Here is a 20,317-nt window from a genome sequence, read left to right on the forward strand (position 1 = left end):
GGATAAAACTAAAAAAAATCTTATTATTTTTTAGTTTAGTCGGCTTTAACTTTACTCTGCTTGGGATCAAATCGTTTAAGTCCTTTTTGATAACGATGAATCTTGTCTACATAATGTTGTGCATACCATTGCATATCCGCTATTTGCTGGGGTGACAATGGTTTTATTTTTCCTGGTGAACCCATCACCAAGGAGCCATCGGGAATATGCTGATTCTCTAACACCAAGGCATTCGCGGCAATCAAGCAGTGTTTACCAATCACGGCGTTATTTAATATTTTAGCGCCGATGGCGACCACAGAATAATCGCCCACTGCACGCGCATGCACCATGGTATGATGAGCAATCGTTACATTCCTACCAATATGCATCGGCATATCCGGATCGGTATGCAACACCGCTCCGTCTTGGATATTGGTATTTTCGCCGATTTCTATCACGGTATTATCTGCACGGACTACCGCTTGCGGTAAAATAATGACATGATTGTGAATGATGACTGAGCCAATGACATCTGCACTCTCGGCAATAAAAATAGCTTCGCCTAATAGTGTAGGATGTCTATCTTCAAAAGAATAAAGCATTTACATAACCTGCGTGATAGACCTGATTTCATGGTTAGACATAAGTCTAATTTTCAAGGACATCGAGCGAAGCATTCGATTCATGATCAGTCGCCAGTGCAATCTCACTAGGCTCAGTAATCCCAGGCAAAGGAAAAGGCGGCAATTCCGCTAACTCTTTTAAGCCAAAATGATCAAGAAATAAGGTCGATGTCGCATACAGATTAGGTCGTCCCGGAACCTCACGTTGCCCCACCACCTGTATCCATTCTTGCTCCAATAAAGTTTTTATAATAGTTGGATTTACCCCGACACCACGTATCGCTTCAATGTCGCCACGTGTCACCGGTTGCTTGTAAGCAATGATACTTAAGGTTTCTAAAAAGGCATGTGAATATCGGGGTGGTTTTTCCGGCCAGAGTCGTTTGACCCACTCGTTTAAGGTACTCGTCGTTTGGAAACAATAACCGCTGGCCAATTGCTTTAATTGGATACCGCGGTCTTGATAATCTTCACTTAATTCCAGGAGAACTTTCTTTAGGTTAGATTTTGTCGGGCGTTCTTCTAGGCTAAATAAATCTAACAAGCGCTCGATGCTCACCGGCTCACCGGCAGCAAGAATAGCGGCCTCACATATTGACTTAAGCGTTTGATTTTCCATAGCCAAACTATAGCAGTAAACTGCCCGTCATGGCGAGCGAAGTCTGGATTGCCGCGCACCTACGGTGCTCGCAATGACGAGTTAAAGTTTCGGTGCTCGCAATAACGGGTCAGATAAGTGGCTTGATCCGACTCGTTAATTCGTGTCTAATAGACAAGTCACCAGGGGTGCCCTAAAGGAAGCGTCTACATTTCAGACACTTTCTAGGCTGAGAGAATGTTCCCATTCAACCCTCATAACCTGATCAGGCTAAGACCTGCGTAGGAAGAAGTGCATTGAAAACAAAAAATTGTTTAGACAAATTAACGTCACCCTCCAGTAGCGCATTCACGCTAGCATCGTTATTCCATGACGTCGATTTAATCCGTCACACCCATCCATTAATTCACAATATTACCAATCTAGTTGTTATGCCGACGACGGCTAATATGTTACTAGCCTTAGGTGCTGCGCCGATTATGGCACATGCACAAGAAGAATTAGAGGATATTATCCACCTGGCACAAGCCTTAGTGATAAATATTGGTACACTTGATCAAACTTGGCTAGCGGCTATAGAAAAAGCTCAATTAGCTGCTTTAAAACGCGGTATTCCTATCATATTCGATCCGGTGGGTGCTGGCGCCAGTACCTACCGCACCGCTGCGGCCTCAAGCATTATTAAGCGCGGTGTCACAGTTATTCGCGGTAATGCTTCAGAAATTATGGCTTTGCTCGATACCTCCATCACCACCAAAGGCGTCGATACCACGCAAGCCAGTAGCAATGCTGTTACATCCGCGCAAACTTTAGCACAACAATACCAATGTATCGTGGTGGTCAGCGGAAAAATCGATTTTATTGTCAATGAGGCTATGTCCGTTGCACTGGATTATGGAACACCACTACTCACTAAAGTTGTGGGTATGGGATGTTCCTTAACCGCCATGATTGCCAGTTTTTTAGCCGTGAATCCGCATCGATTTAATGCGGCCGTGCATGCCATGGCCTGGATGGGACTGGTAAGTGAAATTGCCGAAAAAAAATCCCATGGCCCGGGAAGTTTTTATACGCAATTACTCGATAGTCTTTATACCGTGCAAAAAGATCAGATACAAAGCTTACTTAAAAAGACAAGTGTTGTTGTATGACGATTGATTATTCTTATTATTTGATTGCCGATGAAGCAGCGTGTGCGCCCTTATCCATCATCGATGCCGTTGAGCAAGTGATAACGACGGGTATTAGTTGCGTGCAACTACGGATGAAAAATCAAACACCAGAAAATATCATGCGCACTGGCAAACAACTATTACGCTTATTGCGTGTGCGACATATTCCTTTAATCATTAATGATCATCCGGATATTGCACTCGCCATTGATGCCGATGGCGTACACATCGGACAAATGGATAAAGCTTATACCACGGTGCGTCAACAATTAGGCAGTAAAAAAGTCATTGGTCTCACGATTGAAAATATTCAACAGGCACAACAATGTTGCCATTATGATTGCGATTATTTTGGTGTCGGTCCGGTCTTTGCGACGGCTACCAAAAAATATGCCACAGCACCGCTCGGCATTGCCAATTTAAAAAATATTAATGCGGCTCTGGGTGCTCCAGTCATAGCTATAGGCGGCATCAATACTCAAAATCTTCAATCGGTATTAGCAACGGGTGTGGCTGGCGTAGCTATGGCATCGGCTATTTTTTCGGCAAGCGATCCTCAACTTATGAGTCAAAAATTAGCGCAAACTATTTTGCAAAGCCGTCATGTCACCGCGTAACTCCTCGCTAGCACAAGTCGTCAGTATTGCTGGCACCGATCCTTCTGGTGGTGCCGGCAGTCAAGCCGACATCAAAGCGATATCCGCCACGGGTAGCTATGCAGCGAGTATCATTACCATCTTAGTCGCACAAAACACACAATCGGTTACCGCGATACAAGAAATTCCATTAGCTTTTATTCAGCAACAAATCGATGCGGTATTTACTGATTTGTCTATAAGCGCCGTTAAACTCGGCATGCTGTATCATGAAGATATTATCCATTTAGTCGCTGCTAACTTAAAAAAATACCAACCGACATTTATTGTGCTTGATCCGGTGATGATTTCTCAAACCGGTCATGCCTTATTAAAACCAGAAGCCATACGAGCTTTAGTGAATGATTTATTCCCATTGGCAACACTGATAACGCCCAATATTCCAGAAGCCGAATCGATCTTATCCCTTAACATTAACGACGAGCACAGCATGCAAGCTGCCGCCATACTGCTCGCAACACGTTACAAAGTTTCGATATTGCTTAAAGGTGGACATTTAAAAACGACGCTCTCAACGGATTTTCTTTATGATTATCCACAACAACAAATACACCGCTTTGCAACGCAACGTATCAATACTAAAAATACACATGGTACCGGTTGCACATTATCGGCTGCGATCGCTTCGTATTTAGCTCAAGGTGAAAGTTTAATTAACGCCATTGTTAAAGCGAAAAATTATTTGACGCAATGTATTTTAGCCGCAAAAGATTTAAAACTGGGTCATGGTCAAGGCCCAGTCCAGCATTTTTATTTTTTACAGAAGTTTCGTAAATACAAACTGTCGAGGAATAAAAGTTTGTTGAATAGAAGACCTTAGTAAACAGGGATGTACTGATGCGTGTCTGATGTTCAATAAACCCTTGTTCCAATACTCAAAATCTTCATCGAGAAACTCTTTTACAGAAGGTAGAACAACATGTTTAATCAACTTAAAGATGCTGTGGCGGACATCATGCCTAAAATCTATCAGCATCCTTTTAATCAGGAGCTGGCGCAAGGTAATTTAGCTTTAGAAACATTTATTTTTTATTTAAAACAAGATGCCTTATATCTTGCAGATTTTTCAAAAGCACTCGCACTTACCTCCACACGACTACCACACGATCAGCAAAGCGAATTATTTATGCAATTTGCCATGAATGCACTTAAAGCTGAACGTGATCTACATGTAAACGTTTTAAAAAAATATGCTAGCACTACCTCTACTGGCAATAAACAAAGTCCGTTTTGCTTTATGTATACCAATTATTTATTGCGTATGGCAAGCAACGCCCCAGTAGAAGAAGCCGTTGCTAGTTTACTACCCTGTTTTTGGGTTTATCAACAAGTAGGACTCCGTGCCGGCGCCAAAAAAATTCCGCATAATCCTTATCAAGAATGGATCGATTTATATTCCAGTCAAGAATTTAATTATTCCGTGGAACAAATGATAACGACACTTAATGATCTTGCCATGCCTGCTAGTATTCCATGTCAACAAAAAATGTTACTCGCATTTAGACAAGCCACGTTGTGTGAATGGCAATTTTGGCAAGGGGCTTATGTACAACAAACTTGGCCAATTTAAAAAATATTTATATTAACTATTCGCATATTAATTAAAATATTAAAAATTTAAATTATATTTAATTTTTTTAATCTTGGCGCTATTGTGAATATAAAATTGACCTGATATTCTTATCTTAATTCTTCTTAGAAAATAATTAATTTTGCCATAACATCAAAGGGATATTACATGTTAGAAAAATACCCAGTAGATTCTGCCTTTAATAAAAACCTTGTTTTTGCTTATCAACCGCCTCCAGTCATTGAACTTTCTAAACTACCTATTTTACCTAAAAATTGGTTAGCTAATTTACAAAAAATTATTTGCCAAGTTGATAATAAATTACCAAAAAATATTTTTGATAATCATTTAAATGAAGCATCCAATTATCGGGCAAAATCATTATTACTGAAACAATTGCAACTCATTTTTCATCGTCTACAAGGGAATTTAGATTCCGAATTAGGTAAACTTTCCTCGGATAAGCGTCTAGCTATTGTTAATAAATTAACCGAAGACATCGACTACTGTAGCGAAGGTTTTCATAATCGGGTTAATATTATTGTCGACTCATTTTATAAATCGCGCAACTTAGCAGAACTACTTTGTACTGTCCGTAAAAACTTAGTCGAAGAAGTGGCTTCAGTTATCCTCGCACCCAAAGCCTCTGAAGAGGGTAAAATTCCCGAAGTTCACGCCTGGAATCGTATTAGTGTCATCGCAGCTATCGATGGTCTAGGCATAAAGGCCAATTTTCCTGAGGACAATTACATCGGAGCTTTACCTGACAAGACAATTAGATGCACCTTGCAACAAGCATTTTATAAAAAATTTACACCCTATCATTTACCCTCTTTATTAATAGCAGCTTTTATGGAATTTATTCCAGAATTAGAAAGTGAGAAAAATAATAAAAATGGTTTGAGTCTGGAAATGAAAGAAAAGATCATTCATTTGATTAGCCGCTTTTTACCCAATTATATCAACACAATTCCCAATCATCCCAATAATTGGCTAACTTATTTTAAAATCTTTCGCGATAAAAAAAATCCTCTCGTCTTTAGCCTAGTTAATCTTGATTGGGAAAAGATATACCGATCTTTTTTCTCTGCCCTGTCTGATCAGAACTACTTTGTCACCGTGCCAAAAATAAATACCTTAATTGATAGTGCTTGTCATAATTTATTTTTAAAACCCCATTCTTTACATTCGCCCGCCGAACTTATTTCTAAACTTTTTAAAGAAGAAAGATATGCTGATTTAGTGGAGCAATTAGTAGAATTAAACAGTAGATTTCCTAAGTATTATCAAAAAATAAGCAAACACAAAATTTTTACCAAAAATTGCTCAGCCTTTATTGATTATTTAACGCGGCAGCTAAAAATTTGTGGTGAATCTCCTACAGAAATCCTACAAGTCTTTCAGTTAATCATTCGCTTAGATTTAAACCGTAAACATTTTATTATTGGAAAAATAGCCGACGCCTTTCTCGTAAAGAATCAATCTGGATTTAACCTACTCATGTTTGCCGCACAATATAGTCCAGATTTTTTAGAAGCTATCCTAATTTTTCTTAAAAAATATAACGATATCTATGCTCCGAAATTAATTGAAAAAATGTTTTTGATGAAAAACAAAGACAATTTAAATGCGTTAATGATAGCCGCTATTTATCATGCCAATGCAGTAGAAATGCTATTAGATTTTATTGGTAACAATATACAAGATTTGGACCATACAATATTACAAAACTTTTTTTTAGAAAGCACCAATAATTGCAATGTACTTATGTTAGCTGCTAGTAAGCAAGCCGAAGCAATCGGCGCTATTTTAGGTTTTTTAAGCACACACATCGGTCGTTTTGCTAATGATACATTGCGAAATCTATTTACGCAGAAGCAAAAGGATAGCTATACCGCTGTAACCTTAACGGCGCGCGATCATCCGGATCGGATACAAAGTGTTTTATCGTTCATAACCGAGCATATAAAAATTGACGGGGAAACCTTGCGTAAATTATTATTTATTGAAAATTCTAAACAAACTTGCACAGCATTAGTGCTGGCAGTGAAAAATCAAGCAGAAGCCGCATTTTACATATTAAAATTTATATCTGAAAATATCGAAAGTTTTAATCGTAAAATTCTCTGGAAAATGTTTTTAGACAAGGATCCAGATGGCTTTACGATTTTAATGCTGGCTGCACGCTATCAGCCTATAGTTTTACAATATTTAGTTCAATTTATCAATAAACATATTAGCTTATTCCCTGAAGAAATCCTGATTAAATTATTTCTAGACACAAATCTAATAAACTACAACATTCTAATGCTTGCTGCTGAATTTCAGCCATATTTTGTTTCAACCATTTTAAACTTTATTGGTAATTTTAAATTTTTTAAATTGCATATTGAAAACATATTATTTACTGAAAACCAAAAAGGGTGTAACAGTTTACTGTTAGCACGTCATCATCCTGAAGCCTTCTTGTCTCTTATAAATTTTATTCGAGCACAACCAGAGGGTGTGATTCCGGTAAGCCTAGAGCAGATCTTCTTGGAAAAACATAAGTCTGGATTTACTTTATTGATGTACTTAGCCCGAGATAAAGCTAAATCCTTAGCGTTTATATTTGAATTATTTGAAAAAAATCCTCAACTCATTACTCGAGAAACTTGGCCAAAATTAATCATAGAACAAAATGAGTTAGCCTATAATAGTTTGATGTTAGCCGCGCGCAATCAATATGAGGCTGCGATACATATCCTAAATTTTATTATTAAACATCCTGAGATATTTTCAGCAGATTATCTTAACCAACTTTTTTTAGAACACGATAAAAATGGAATTACCACATTAATGATAGCAGCAAAATACAAGCCTGAAGTTGTTAGATTTTTCCTGAACTTTATTCAAAGCCGACCCGAAATTTTTTCAGCTAAGTTTATTAACCAATTTCTTATAGCACATGACAAAAATAAATGTAATGCATTAATGGTAGCAGCCACCTACCAACCTAAAGTGGTTGAGTTACTATTAGAATTTTTATCTGACAATATTAATCTTTTCAACCAAGAGACCTTACAGGATTTTATTTTTAAAAGCATCCATGATAAAGAGGCTGCCAATGCAGTATTTTTTGGTGGTCGCTACGACTATAGAAAAAGTGTCTTATCAGTGACTGCACGAATTGAAGATCGTACGGCAATCTCTGCACTACTCAAGTTTATAGATAAACATATTGAGTTACTAGGCATCAACATTTTCGCTGATTTATTAACAGAAAAAGATAATGATGAAAATTATATTTTTCGACCTACCTGCGCTAAATATCCTTTTATAATGAAAAATGTTTTAAACTTTCTCGCCGATTCGGTAAACAATGAAGCGCTAATCACGGTACAGGATTTATCCGCCTATTTTATACTCGAACAATTTGCTCGATGGTCGATAGAAACCAGCGAAGACCAAGTGTTATTTGATAAAGTGACATTAAATTGTTTTGCACTGTTATTAATTTACTTTAATAAAGACTTTTTTGCCGAAAGACCTAATAATTTGAAAATCGTTACTGATAAATTATTTAGTTATTATTTATATGAGCTTGAAGACCTAAAAGCTAAGAAAGTCACCTACACCACTAAATTTTCCTTTTTCAAATGGCGCTGCTCGACACCGCAAAAATTGGAAGCAGCACATGCCCTAGAAAGAGTATTAGATAGGCAAGACTTCGATATAGGACCCGCCTTATTGAAACTTAAAGATCAGTATTGGGCCTTTTCCGAGTCCGGTTCCAAACTCAGCCATATTTTTGCTGCTTACCAAGAAATTAATGCGCTCAAGGCTAACGATGTTTGTGAATTTGATTTGGAAAACGATGCGGTGCATGTCAAACATGCTAAGGTAGCTTAAACTTAATTGATCGTCATCGCGAGCAGTAAGTGATGCGTCAATTTAGGAAATGTAACACTGAGGACCCAAGCTCATTAAATTCGCTGGTCATGAGAGTTCGCTTAGCTCTGGTTAGTGCGCATAAGAACGCGGCAATTTACTGGTAAAGCCCAAATACAGCGCAATGATGGCCATTAGCAGATAGAAAAAACTATCCGAGATATTAATTTGGATGAGCCTTAAGTTGCCATTCATAGCAAAACCCCAGATGGCAATTACGGCAAAGATAATCCCAAAAAATTTAAAATACAAACGCGCATAAAACATCGAACCGCTAGCAGACAAGGCCAGCAGACCGATTAATATATAAAAGATGTTCAATAAAATACCGACTGTAAAAAAATTGAACAACACATGATTGGGTGTAATAGGAGGAATAAAGCCGAGTATGCCTAATAGAATAAAAACTATAGCAAAAATTAATGCCATACCTCTTAAGAACACGCTGAAACTCCCTTTGCAACGTTTTGGTTTTTATAACCAAAGCATGAGTATAGAATACTTTTAAAAATAAGCAAATTGATTTTCGCATTCCACACTGCAAGTCACACATGGATAAAAATGTTTAATTATTAGGCAATAGGATGACAAATTCATGCTTACCCACAGATTCTGTGAATAACTTTGTGGACAGAGTTGGGGGAAGCTAGTAAAAACCTTGATTTATAAGTCATCGTTACAATTTGTACAAGCTTTAAACAAAAGATAAAAAATCCCTTTTTTCAAATAGTTATACCCTGTCAATCAGAAAATTATTTTTTCTGCTGTTAAGATTACCTAGAATAAATTAAATTAACTCAACTTGTGCAAAAGTCCTGACCATTCTTAGCTAAACTTAAGCTTGTCAATAGGTAGTCTATGGAAATTTATAACAAACTTTTCGAAATGTTGAATCCCGAGGATTTATTACTGACCGGTAATAAACGCTTAATTCCATTTTTACATAAAGCTTATGCGCGATATCAACAAACACAAAAAAAACAGGTTTGGTCTACACCACAATTTTTTACTTTTACACACTGGTTAGAAACGCTTTGGGAAAAACAATTCATCGAGCAAACTGGTTTTTGTTTGCGTTTACTTAATAAATCACAAGAATGTTTGATATGGAAAAACATTATTCAGCAATCCGCTTATTCTTTTTTAAATACCGCTCATACTGCGAAAAATGCTCAGCAAGCATGGCAATTACTGCAACAAGCGCAACTCGATTATCAAAGCAGTCACTTTAAACAAAGCAATGAAACTGAAACCTGGCAAGCCTGGGCCAGGCACTTCGTCAGCTTTTGTCAAAGTCATCGCACTGTCGATTTATCCACTGCACTTAACCACTTCATCCTATTATTCAGCAAAAAAATATTAAAACCTCCACCACGAATTTTCCTGCTTGGGTTTAATGAAATAAATCCGCAATATAAAAAACTACTGAAGATCTTGGAAGAACAACACTGTGAGATTTGCCATTATGCGCCGATTCATGCGGAAACTAAACGCCAACGCCTACCCTTAAGTGATAAAGAAACTGAGTATCATACGATGGCACTCTGGGCATATCAGTCCTGGCAACAAGGTAAAAAAAATATCGCCTGTATCATTCCCAATCTAGTTGAGCAACGCAGCCATTTATTTAATATCTTCAGCGAAGTATTCACTGAGTTAGCTCCTAATGATATCCAGCCTCCACCTTTTAACATCGCTGCAGGTAATCCATTAATAACATTTGGCTTGATTCAGACTGCCACACAAATACTCAACTTAGAATACATCAATGCATTTTCACAAATTAATGCATTGCTACGCTCTCCCTATTTAGGAGGTTCACAACAAGAACAAGCCGCACGTGCACAACTTGATGTCACGCTGCGTTGCACGGCTGAAAATAGATTGAGCTTAGCTCAACTACTTAGGATCAGTGACCAACTAGCCTGCCCGCTTTTAAGTGGTTTAATTGCAGCGGTCATTCCCATAATAAAAAAATATCCAGCGCATTTTTTAGCTAAGCCAAGTTTTTGGTCAGAATATTTTGCTAAAAAACTTCATGCCTTAGCCTGGCCAGGCGATGGTTTATTAAATAGTGAATTTCAATTGTTGGAACGCTGGTCTGAATTGCTGACAGAGCTCGCCAATTTAGATTTTATACTTGGTGAAATATCGCAGGCAGAAGCATTGCAACAATTACACGAATTAATTGCCAACATCTTGTTCCAGAACAAAACATTACATGAAGCGCCGATACAAGTGTTAGGATTACTGGACAGCGCCGGCTTGTATTTTGATGCATTATGGGTCATAGGACTCGATGATAGAACTTGGCCAGCAGTCGCAAAACCTAATCCATTTATTCCTTACGCTTTACAACACACACATCAAATACCTTATGCTTCGAGTGAACGAGAATACTATTTTGCTTCGCTACTTACGAAAAATTTGATCGGCAGTAGCAAAAACATTATTTTCAGTCATCCAGCACAGCATTTGGATCAGATGTTACGTCCTAGTGTCTTAATTAAATCCATACCAAAAATCGAATTGAGCGATCTGAAACTTCCAGCCTATCAAAGTTTAGCAAAAAAAATAATGGCCAGACAACAATGGGAATATTATCGAGATGAACCCGTGCCATTAGCGGCTGAAGATGACTTCCGCGCGAGCACACAACTTTTGCAATCACAAGCCGCATGTCCGTTCCAAGCCTATGCACGCTGGCGCTTAAAAGCACAGTTTCATTCCTTCCCGCAAAACGGTCTTAATGCAAGAGAGCGTGGTAATCTGTTACACCAAGTATTAGAACAATTTTGGAATATCGTCGAGGATCAAGCAAGTCTATTGCAGCTTACACCTAGCGCTCTCGAGAAAATCATTAATGACGCAATTGACCATTGCTTAAGCTTATTGAGTAAAAAACGACCCCTGGTTTTTAAAGCTTTTTTTATCGACATCGAACGGCGACGCTTACAAACGTTATTAAGTAACGTCATCGCTTTAGAAAAACAACGTCCCGCTTTTACGCAAACGCAACATGAAACAAAAACACAATTAGCGCTGGGCCCATTATCTTTCAAACTAAGAATAGATCGCATCGACAAGCTCAGCGCAACACACTATATGGTTATTGATTACAAAACCGGTGTACCGTGTAAAATAGATTGGTTAGCAGAACGTTGTGATTATCCGCAATTACCCTTGTATTGTTTAAGCTATCCAGAAACCGTACGCAGCTTTGCCATCATGCATTTACGCAGTAATAAAATTACACTACAAGGAATCAGCGCAGAAGCATCGGCACTGCAGCAACTCACGCCTTTAAAAAAATTAAAAACTACTTTGGTTTTAAATGATTGGTCGGATCTGCTCAAGCATTGGCAAACTTCTCTAGAAAAACTCGCCATAGAATTCCAACAGGGTGCCTCCGATGTCAATCCCAAACACGGCCCGACTACGTGTCGACATTGTGATCTAAAATTGCTGTGTCGAATTAATCATCCGTCATTTAACACAACTTTAGTATGAAGCCTTCAATAGAATTAGCCGATGCAAAACAACGCCTGCAAGCACTCGATCCAAATCAATCGTTTATAGTGCAAGCCCCCGCCGGTTCCGGGAAAACAGAATTATTGGTGCGTCGTTATTTGATGTTACTCGCGTGCGTCGTAACGCCTGAAGCGATTATTGCTATTACTTTTACACGCAAAGCCGCTAATGAGATGCGTTTACGCATTATGCAAGCCTTAGAACTAGCAGTAAGTACCGAAACTCCCGCCGGCAAAGAAGCCGAACGTTATTATTTAGCCAAAAAAGTATTGGTACAGGATCAAGCCTTAGCGTGGAATTTATTAAGCAATCCGAATCGACTGCGCATACTCACCATCGATAGTTTTTGCCAAAGCTTAACCCGACAAATGCCATTACTGGCTGGATCCGGTGAAAAATTAACGCCCGTTGATCATCCGGAATATCTCTATCGACTAGCGATACAAGAACTACTCAAACAACTTGAAGAACCATTGCCTTGGCAAAGCTCATTGAGTCATTTGTTGAGTCATTGTGATAATGATTTTCAACGGGTAGAAAATTTATTCATTCCGATGTTAGCGCGACGTGAACAATGGTTAGATTATTTACTCCTACATCAACAACATTTACGCGAAGATTTAGAACAGGCTTTATTTAACATTAACCAAACATTAGTCGAAAAATTAAATCAACTAATCAGTAAAGACTTAGCACAGGAACTTAAGCAATTGTTGAATTTTTCATTGGAACAACGTCAGCTCGCCTCTTTAATCCATGATAATGATTTAACTTTTTGGCAAACCGCGAGTCAATTGTTATTAACTGAATCGAATACCTGGCGTAAACAATTACGTAAAACCGAAGGTTTTGCTACCAAAAATGAAATAAAAGATAAAGTGACACTGACAGATATTCAACGTCTAAAAAAACAATGTTTGGATTTAATTGCACAATTAAGTCAACAAGATTTAATAAAAGACACCTTAATCGCTTTAAAGCAAGCACCGCCTTTACATTATACCGATACACAATGGCAAATTCTGCAGTCACTGTTTGAATTGTTACCGGTATTGGTAGCACATTTAAAAATTATTTTTCAACAACAGCAAAAAGTCGATTATACTGAGATCCTACTCGCCGCTAGCGCGGCGTTGGGTCAAGCTGAAAATCCCACTGATTTAGCACTGGCTTTAGATTATCAAATCCAACATCTACTGGTTGATGAATTTCAAGATACTTCGAGTACACAATTACATTTAATCGAAAAATTAACGGCCGGCTGGCAAAACCAGGATGGTCGTAGCTTATTTTTAGTCGGCGATCCCATGCAATCGATCTATCGATTTCGTAAAGCCGAAGTCGGTTTATTTTTACAGGTGCAACAATGCGGCATAGGTACACTACAGCTGCAAACCTTAAATTTGTCGGTTAATTTTCGCTCCACGGCCGGCATCGTCGCTTGGGTCAACCAACAGTTTAGTCAATTACTCCCACACACTCATGATCTTGAACAGGGCACTGTCTGCTATTCACCGGCAAGTGCTTACTCACACGCTACGCAAAGCAACGCCGTTTTTACGTATTGGCAACAAACCAATCATGATACTGCCTCGGCAGAACAGGCTGAAGCCGAGCAGATCCTAAAAATTATCCAAAAAATTAAACAAGAGAATAGCCAAACCTCCATTGCGATTTTGGTTCGTGCCCGTAGTCATTTGCGCAATATTTTATCCGCCTTACGCCGCGAGGCGATCCCTTATCAAGCTATAGAGATAGACAGTCTCGCCGAAAAATCAGCGGTGCAAGATCTACTCGTCTTAACCCGCGCGCTGCATCATTTTGGTGATAGGATCGCATGGCTCGCCTTATTACGATCACCTTATGGCGGTTTGTCATTAAGCGATCTATCTCAGTTTACGCAATGTAGCGATGAGAAAAAAAAATCGCTTACTATTTGGCAACAGTTGCAACAGTTTGAAGAAACTTTACTCAGTGCCGATACTAAACAACGTTTACGCCGCATCGTGCCGGTTTTACAACAATGCTTGCAACAACAAGGTCGTGTTCCTCTACCGTCATGGATTAAACAAACCTGGATTGCATTAGGCGGACCGACCACTTTGTCTAACTGGCAAGAAATGGATGATATCCATGCGTACTTTAATTTTCTAGAAAATAAAATTAAACAGGAAGGCGAAGCACTAGATTTTTTTAAGTTGGGTGATGAATTGAGCCATATCTACACACAAACTACATCCGCAACACCCGCACATGCAGTCGAAGTCATGACCATGCATAAAGCCAAAGGCTTAGAATTTGATCATGTCATCTTACCCGGTTTACAGCGCCGTGGCCGCTCTGAGCTATCGCCGTTATTGTTGTATAGTGAAAAAATGCTAACACCAACAAAAAAAGATTTTTTACTCGCGCCGATCAAAGCCAGTCATGAAGAACAAGATTTAATTTATAATTATCTGTTCGATGCTGAAAAGCAAAAAAACGCGGCTGAGTTAACGCGCCTACTGTATGTCGCTTGCACGCGTGCTAAGCAATCCTTACATCTGTTAGGCACATTCACGCTAGACGAAGCTGCAGACATAAAAGCCCCTGCTCCACTGTCATTATTAGGCCAGTTGTGGCCGATTCTGAATATCAAGCCAGAAGAAATTTTAACGCCTGCATCAGCAAAAACTACGCAAGACTTAACCACGCAAGGTTTATTGAAACGCTTACCCGCCGCTTGGCAAGCACCTATTGCTAATCAATTCGATTTATCTCGTGAAATAAAGCCACAAGCTTATTCCTACCATTGGCAATTACATCCGGAACGGGTGTTGGGAACCGTGATCCATCGTTTACTGTATCAAATCAGTCAAGACGGTTTACAACATTGGGACAGTAAAAAAATAAACGATTCACAAAGCATGTTTGCTGGTTTATTGGCACAAAACGGCTTGCTCGCATCGCAAATACCTGAAGCTTTAGATAAATTGAATGTCTGTTTGGAAAAAACCCTAACCAATGCGCGCGGACGCTGGATTTTAAGTCAACAACATCAATCTGCACAATCGGAATATGCTATCACCGCGTTACTCCACGGCAAGCTGCAAAATTGGGTTATCGATCGAACCTTTATTGATTCTAATACAGAGATACGTTGGATTATTGATTATAAAACGACAGATTACCAAGGAAACAAACCCGAAGAATTTTTAAGTGATGCCATGCAACAGCATCAACAACAATTGAACAATTATGCGGAAGCCTTGTTCGATAAACAGCAGACCATACGCTGTGGTTTGTATTTCCCACTCACTTCACTCTGGTGTGAATGGGAATTTTCTGAAATATCTACGACTGTCACCGTCATGGCGAGCGAATGTAATGAGCGTGGCCATCCATAGTTTAGTATTTCCTGGATTGCCGCGCGCCCTCGGCGCTCGCAATGACGATCAATACTCTTGTCTCGGAATAATCCCGCTATTTAACTCCGCATGTATTCGATATATTTGCTCTCAATGCTCCAGGGTCAGTAACTTTAGATTTACTGCAAGCACTAACAAAAAAAGAATTACAATTTTGTGTCTCAATACCTAAATCAGTTTTTACTTCTGCTTGCTTTTCAGTATGAAGCTTAATTTTGTTCATAAAAAACTCTACAATTATTTTACAAATATTTTTTGTTAATACCGCTATTCTCAGAAATGCAGCACATAATCCATCTGTCAATGAATCCGAAAGATCATCTTTAGAATCCCTATTTTGGTTATCAAAAACTTTAACTTTATTGTAAACTGCTAAAAACTTAGAAAATTGTTCTTGATCTAAAATATTTGAATCACTAAATTTAGAAAGTACAGAAAATAAATTCGCGCGATCAATTTGTTCTAAGCTAAGAATAATATCAAAATTATCCTGCGTTAAAATATCAGCTTTGTCCAATAAGTAAATTACATTAGCAAACTGGGTAGAATCAATTTCTGTTTCTGTTAATAAACTTAGGTTGCTGATAACAAAACCAAATATTTTTTGGGTTAAGATTTTTGATTCAGCATCTACTTGTATGAAGTATGCTAGCATTTTTAAATTAAGTTCAGGATTATCTAGTAATTTATCTAAGTTAGCTTGGTTTAAGAGAGGAGTTGTTCCGCCACTTAAACTTAATTTCTCTATCACACGAGTAAATAACTTAATATTTAAATTACGATTCGCTGTAATTTTTCCTAGACTCTCTTCATTTAATAACTGGTAACGATTGAGAAGTACTAGCATATCAGCGGCATGCAAGGGCTCAGAATGAGCTAAACTATAAATGATGCTCGCCACCTTGATATTCGAAAAATTATTTTCTCCAAGGAATTCAAAATATTTTAAATAAACTAAGGTGTTCTTCAATACTTCAGCTCGTTGTTTTAAGTTTTTACCCGTTAAAAGTTGGAGAATTTTCCAATAAACTTGGTGTACCCTATCAGTTGATTCTTGGTAATTTTCCTTTTGCTTTAAATTTATCTCTGCCTGTAACGTATCTTCCAGACCTTGCAAAAATACTGCAAAATTATTTAGCTTAAGATTAGGTTTATCTCTAACGATTGTCTGTAAGTTTTTTATTAACGAAGGAGTTATAATAGTAGCTAACCATGAAGATTTTGAAGTTGTTTCTACTTCTTTTTTTATCTGTAAAGCGGATTCAATAACATTGAACAGAGAATTGGTTTTTGTGTTTAAGACTAGTTCTTTCATATTATCCCCCGGCATAGTGCATTCTGGACGGATTTTTATTCCCTACCACTGTATCGGGATAAACTTAAGAAATACTTAAGGAAACGAAAAAGCTACAAGATAGTTTTAAACAGCATACTGATATGCGTATGCAAGGTCTCAGCCGCACTATGCCAGTGGTTATGGAAAAGATAACCGATACCTATAAACAGACTGCCCCATAAAATGGCACCGGAATAGGCAAACAGTGCAAAATAGCGAAAGGGTAATCTCAACGCGCCGGCCGTATAGCCCGTCAGATGTCGCACCCCGGGAATAAAATAACCGATCACTAACGTCCATTTGCCGAAGCGTTCGAACCAATTGTGTGCAAGTTGATAACGCTTTTCGGTCAATCCTATATATCGACCCCAGCTTTGCACCAAAAAATGACCCGTCGCAAAACCTAAACCATAACTTCCGCTGATACCGCAACAACTTCCGGCATAGGCGGCTACTAAACTTGGCACGATGGCAAGTTTTCCTTTGGCGATTAAAAATCCCAACAATAACAGCAAGGATTCTTCGGGTAGGGGTAATGCAAAAATTCCTAAGGCTAACCAAACAAAAATCACTACGCTACCATAGTGATCTAACCAAGGTAAAAAATGATCTAACAAGGAGGATAAAGACATAAAATTTATTCGATATAATAATTATTTGAATGCATCTCGTCATTGCCAGCGCATCCCCACCCTCGTCTTTGCGAACGCAACAAAAATTTCGTCATTGCGAGCGCGAAGCGCGCGGCAATCCAGTAGTATAGACTAGATGGCCACGACACGCTTAAGCATGCTTAGTAATCGCATCTTCGATCTTTTTCAGCTCAGTTTGATTTTTATCCTCTTGGCTGGTCGCCACTTGCTCATCGAGCGAATTGGTTATTCCCAGTTGGTTATCCGCTACCTGTGTATCGAACATGTCGAAATCATCATTGCTGCTGACTATATCATCATCGTCGTCGTCATCATCATCACTGACTTGCGCATAATGACTGGATGGATAAGGTAAAATAATAACCTGCGTACCTATGTCCGCAAAGTCTTTATTTAACCACTGAGCATCGTCAACAAACATGCGCACGCAACCATGACTTGCATTATAGCCAGGCACTCCGCGCGAACCATGCATAGCAAAACCGCCCTTAAAGAACATGCAGTATGGCATCGGCGCGCCGCCGTAAGGTTTAGGAAATTTAGTTGAAGCACAACCCGGCCCACGTTTCTCATAGATTTTAAAATTTCCAGAAGGCGTATGACAGGGTCTGCCTAAATCCGGACACCAATTTTGGCCACTCGATGCCGGTCCCCAGCGAATAATATTTCCTGCCGGGCCGTAAGCCGCCCATGCATTTAATGCCGGCGAGTAAACGATCATTTTTCTACCAGTAGGCGCTCGGTAGGGGGAAAATGGTGTATACTCCATCCAATTAGTTGCGTCGAGATTTCGGGGTGCAGCGATCCTCATTCCCGGCCAAATACCCGTATTCATACGGTTAATACGTTGGACCAGTTCGCGTCGTTGTGGATTGGGAAATAAGGTATACCAAGTTTCCCCTCTCGCCACGACCAAACAATAGAGTCGAGGATCATTACACAAACTTTGTAATAACCACCCGCGTGCGGCAAAGCTATCACCATGCATAATTAAGAACACAACCAGTAATGCAATCAATAAACTAAATCTTATGAGTATACGCATAATTGCTCCTTCCGCTTTTTGAGGACGGTTCTTTCGCTTTTTAAGAAAGCGTTACTCTTACTAAAATGATAGTCTATTTTTAAAGGCTAAGAAGAAATATCATGCTTAAATTTGCTGAAAAGAATCGTAAGTGGTGGATCCTACTCGCCATGTCAAGCTCCTTGGCACTGGTATTTATTGACCAAACAGCCTTAGCCGTCGCCCTACCCGCTATACAACGCGAACTTAACCTCACTAATAGCCTCACGCAGTGGGTCATCAACGCTTATTTATTAGCTTTAAGCGCCATTATTTTATTTGGTGGAAAAATAGGCGATAGACTCGGCCATAAACGTGCTTTTTTGTTTGGGGTGAGTGTTTTTGTGGTTTCGTCGGTATTATGTGCCCTGGCCGAATCAGGATGGTGGCTAATTACCATGCGTGCTATTCAAGGTATCGGTGGCGCCTTTATGATGCCCTCGACCAACGCTTTAGTCACTAATGCCTTTCCTAATAACGAACGTGGCAAAGCCTTAGGAATTTATGTCGCTCTGGCCGCGGTATTTCTCGCCTTAGGACCCTTATTAGGTGGATTTTTAACCCAAGTCTTTAGCTGGCGAGCGGTGTTTTGGATTAACTTTCCGATCGCACTAATCAGTATTTTCTTAGCGATTTCTTCTGTTCCTGCTTGGCAACGCACCGAAAAATTAAATATCGATTGGTTGGGATTTTTTATCTCGATACTTTTTATTAGCGGTTTTGTTTTAGGTTTTATGGAAGGACCGAATTGGGGTTGGACTTCTGTATCGATTATCAGTTTATTTTTATTTAGTGTTGCCAGCCTTTGTGCTTTTATTGCCTGGGAAAATAAAATTAGCCATCCATTAGTTGAATTAGATCTGTTTAAAAACCTAACTTTTTCGATTTTATTTAGTGTGCTGTTGATTATCCAGGCCGTGGGCATTGTGTTTATATTTTGGGCGATATTTTTACAAAATGTTTTACATTACACGCCTTTAACCGCGGGTGTATTGTTATTACCGGCGATGTTACCGATCATTATTATGGCGCCCGTTGGTGGTTATTTACGTGATAAATATGGGCCTAGAATACCAATGTGCTCGGGTTCGCTACTCATCGTATTTAGTCTTATTTGGATAGGTATTTTTAGTCATCATCAAAGCTATGCTATTTTATTCCCTGGTTTGCTCGGTTTTGGTATTGGTATGCCGTTGATGCTATCTGGGATTATGGTAACGGTCATGAATATGGTCAAAGCCGAACAACGCGGGATTGCCAGTGCCATCATGAATTGTTCACGGCAATTTGGCACCTCCATAGGTTTAGCGGTATTAGCCGGATTGTTAGGCAGTTTAAATAAATGGCAACTCGGTGCTTTTTTGACGCACAGCACCGCACCCTTTGCTTCTCTAAAGGAATACCAAATCGACGGTCTATTAGTGCAATCACAACGCGCGATGCAAGCGGTCAACCATTTCTCAGCAGAAAATCTGCAAATCTTAAAAAGCGCTGCTACTAAAGCTTATACCAGCGCTTTTAGTATCACTATGTTTGTGGCAGCCTTTTTTGCGCTAATCACTTTAATGCTGATATTCAAAATACCGCGCAAAAAATAAATAATTCTTTTAATCTTCTGTCAATTTTTTGAATTTTGGAAAAATTATTAATAAGATATTTTAATTAACTACGCAAAATCAATTAAACAAAACTTCTTCCTTACTAAAATTGTTTAGTATCTATTTATTTTTTAAATCAATCTCTTAAGCTTTAGCTAAGAAATCTAATTTAGACTTACACTCCTATAATTGTTAGCA

Annotated in this window: 14 protein-coding genes and 1 riboswitch; of the genes, 8 read left to right on the forward strand and 6 right to left on the reverse strand. The window is 38.9% G+C overall.

All coding sequences use genetic code 11. The features are described from left to right. Positions 1-35: 35 nt before the first annotated feature. Both AAHF87_RS01895 and scpB read right to left on the reverse strand, forming a co-directional pair. Positions 36-584: a gamma carbonic anhydrase family protein gene (locus AAHF87_RS01895; RefSeq protein ID WP_342146627.1), complete on the reverse strand. Its 549-nt coding sequence runs from the start codon at positions 582-584 to the stop codon at positions 36-38. 46 nt (positions 585-630) lie between these two features. Further along, positions 631-1,224 (reverse strand): SMC-Scp complex subunit ScpB, encoded by a 594-nt coding sequence (gene scpB / locus AAHF87_RS01900; RefSeq protein WP_342146629.1) that lies wholly within the window; start codon positions 1,222-1,224, stop codon positions 631-633. Positions 1,225-1,377: 153 nt separating this feature from the next. Then, a riboswitch (TPP riboswitch) is annotated at positions 1,378-1,510 on the forward strand. On the opposite strand from scpB, the gene thiM reads away from it, so the two are divergent. The 5 genes from thiM (at position 1,500) to AAHF87_RS01925 (ending at position 8,492) form a co-directional block, all read left to right on the forward strand. Further along, on the forward strand, positions 1,500-2,354 hold the full coding sequence (gene thiM / locus AAHF87_RS01905) for a hydroxyethylthiazole kinase (protein WP_342146630.1): 855 nt from the start codon (positions 1,500-1,502) through the stop codon (positions 2,352-2,354). It overlaps the preceding riboswitch by 11 nt. Continuing rightward, positions 2,351-2,992, forward strand: coding sequence for a thiamine phosphate synthase (thiE, locus tag AAHF87_RS01910; protein ID WP_342146632.1), 642 nt, complete (start codon positions 2,351-2,353; stop codon positions 2,990-2,992). Before thiM ends, thiE begins: the two co-directional genes overlap by 4 nt. Next, a complete protein-coding gene (gene thiD / locus AAHF87_RS01915) occupies positions 2,979-3,851 on the forward strand; it encodes a bifunctional hydroxymethylpyrimidine kinase/phosphomethylpyrimidine kinase (protein ID WP_342146633.1) in 873 nt (290 codons plus the stop codon). The genes thiE and thiD overlap by 14 nt, the downstream gene beginning before the upstream one ends. Before the next feature lie 99 nt (positions 3,852-3,950). Continuing rightward, a complete protein-coding gene (locus tag AAHF87_RS01920; protein WP_342146634.1) occupies positions 3,951-4,601 on the forward strand; it encodes a TenA family protein in 651 nt (216 codons plus the stop codon). Positions 4,602-4,769: 168 nt separating this feature from the next. Further along, the gene (locus tag AAHF87_RS01925) at positions 4,770-8,492 is read left to right on the forward strand and encodes an ankyrin repeat domain-containing protein (RefSeq protein WP_342146636.1); all 3,723 of its coding nucleotides are present in this window, start codon (positions 4,770-4,772) and stop codon (positions 8,490-8,492) included. 111 nt (positions 8,493-8,603) lie between these two features. Here the strand turns inward: AAHF87_RS01925 and AAHF87_RS01930 are convergent, their stop codons facing one another. Further along, a complete protein-coding gene (locus tag AAHF87_RS01930; protein WP_342146638.1) occupies positions 8,604-8,960 on the reverse strand; it encodes a DUF4383 domain-containing protein in 357 nt (118 codons plus the stop codon). 429 nt (positions 8,961-9,389) lie between these two features. Here AAHF87_RS01930 and AAHF87_RS01935 point away from each other — a divergent pair, with 429 nt between their 5' ends. Together AAHF87_RS01935 and AAHF87_RS01940 are read left to right on the forward strand one after the other, a co-directional pair. Continuing rightward, positions 9,390-12,041 carry a PD-(D/E)XK nuclease family protein gene (locus AAHF87_RS01935; protein ID WP_342146640.1) on the forward strand — a complete coding sequence of 884 codons (2,652 nt, stop codon included), beginning with the start codon at positions 9,390-9,392 and terminating at the stop codon, positions 12,039-12,041. Then, complete coding sequence (locus AAHF87_RS01940; RefSeq protein ID WP_342146642.1) at positions 12,038-15,448, forward strand: UvrD-helicase domain-containing protein; 3,411 nt, start codon at positions 12,038-12,040, stop codon at positions 15,446-15,448. The genes AAHF87_RS01935 and AAHF87_RS01940 overlap by 4 nt, the downstream gene beginning before the upstream one ends. Positions 15,449-15,524: 76 nt before the next feature. Here AAHF87_RS01940 and AAHF87_RS01945 read toward each other — a convergent pair whose 3' ends face one another. The 3 genes from AAHF87_RS01945 to AAHF87_RS01955 form a co-directional block, all read right to left on the reverse strand. After that, complete coding sequence (locus tag AAHF87_RS01945; protein WP_342146643.1) at positions 15,525-16,784, reverse strand: hypothetical protein; 1,260 nt, start codon at positions 16,782-16,784, stop codon at positions 15,525-15,527. 92 nt (positions 16,785-16,876) lie between these two features. Beyond that, positions 16,877-17,437, reverse strand: a complete 561-nt coding sequence (locus tag AAHF87_RS01950; RefSeq protein WP_342146644.1) for a DedA family protein — start codon at positions 17,435-17,437, stop codon at positions 16,877-16,879. 151 nt (positions 17,438-17,588) lie between these two features. Next, positions 17,589-18,503, reverse strand: coding sequence for a L,D-transpeptidase (locus AAHF87_RS01955; RefSeq protein ID WP_342146646.1), 915 nt, complete (start codon positions 18,501-18,503; stop codon positions 17,589-17,591). 101 nt (positions 18,504-18,604) lie between these two features. Here AAHF87_RS01955 and AAHF87_RS01960 point away from each other — a divergent pair, with 101 nt between their 5' ends. Continuing rightward, the gene (locus tag AAHF87_RS01960) at positions 18,605-20,119 is read left to right on the forward strand and encodes an MFS transporter (protein ID WP_342146647.1); all 1,515 of its coding nucleotides are present in this window, start codon (positions 18,605-18,607) and stop codon (positions 20,117-20,119) included. Positions 20,120-20,317: the final 198 nt, after the last annotated feature.

The sequence above is a fragment of the Rickettsiella endosymbiont of Aleochara curtula genome (genome assembly GCF_964030935.1).
In the GTDB taxonomy this organism is placed as follows: Bacteria; Pseudomonadota; Gammaproteobacteria; order Diplorickettsiales; family Diplorickettsiaceae; genus Aquirickettsiella.

Excerpts from the sequence above, each read along its gene's own strand:
- AAHF87_RS01895 (WP_342146627.1), bottom strand. The coding sequence starts at position 584 with ATGCTTTATTCTTTTGAAGATAGACATCCTACACTATTAGGCGAAGCT.
- scpB (WP_342146629.1), bottom strand. The coding sequence starts at position 1,224 with ATGGAAAATCAAACGCTTAAGTCAATATGTGAGGCCGCTATTCTTGCT.
- thiE (WP_342146632.1), top strand. The coding sequence starts at position 2,351 with ATGACGATTGATTATTCTTATTATTTGATTGCCGATGAAGCAGCGTGT.
- thiD (WP_342146633.1), top strand. The coding sequence starts at position 2,979 with ATGTCACCGCGTAACTCCTCGCTAGCACAAGTCGTCAGTATTGCTGGC.
- AAHF87_RS01920 (WP_342146634.1), top strand. The coding sequence starts at position 3,951 with ATGTTTAATCAACTTAAAGATGCTGTGGCGGACATCATGCCTAAAATC.
- AAHF87_RS01925 (WP_342146636.1), top strand. The coding sequence starts at position 4,770 with ATGTTAGAAAAATACCCAGTAGATTCTGCCTTTAATAAAAACCTTGTT.
- AAHF87_RS01930 (WP_342146638.1), bottom strand. The coding sequence starts at position 8,960 with ATGGCATTAATTTTTGCTATAGTTTTTATTCTATTAGGCATACTCGGC.
- AAHF87_RS01935 (WP_342146640.1), top strand. The coding sequence starts at position 9,390 with ATGGAAATTTATAACAAACTTTTCGAAATGTTGAATCCCGAGGATTTA.
- AAHF87_RS01940 (WP_342146642.1), top strand. The coding sequence starts at position 12,038 with ATGAAGCCTTCAATAGAATTAGCCGATGCAAAACAACGCCTGCAAGCA.
- AAHF87_RS01945 (WP_342146643.1), bottom strand. The coding sequence starts at position 16,784 with ATGAAAGAACTAGTCTTAAACACAAAAACCAATTCTCTGTTCAATGTT.
- AAHF87_RS01950 (WP_342146644.1), bottom strand. The coding sequence starts at position 17,437 with ATGTCTTTATCCTCCTTGTTAGATCATTTTTTACCTTGGTTAGATCAC.
- AAHF87_RS01955 (WP_342146646.1), bottom strand. The coding sequence starts at position 18,503 with ATGCGTATACTCATAAGATTTAGTTTATTGATTGCATTACTGGTTGTG.
- AAHF87_RS01960 (WP_342146647.1), top strand. The coding sequence starts at position 18,605 with ATGCTTAAATTTGCTGAAAAGAATCGTAAGTGGTGGATCCTACTCGCC.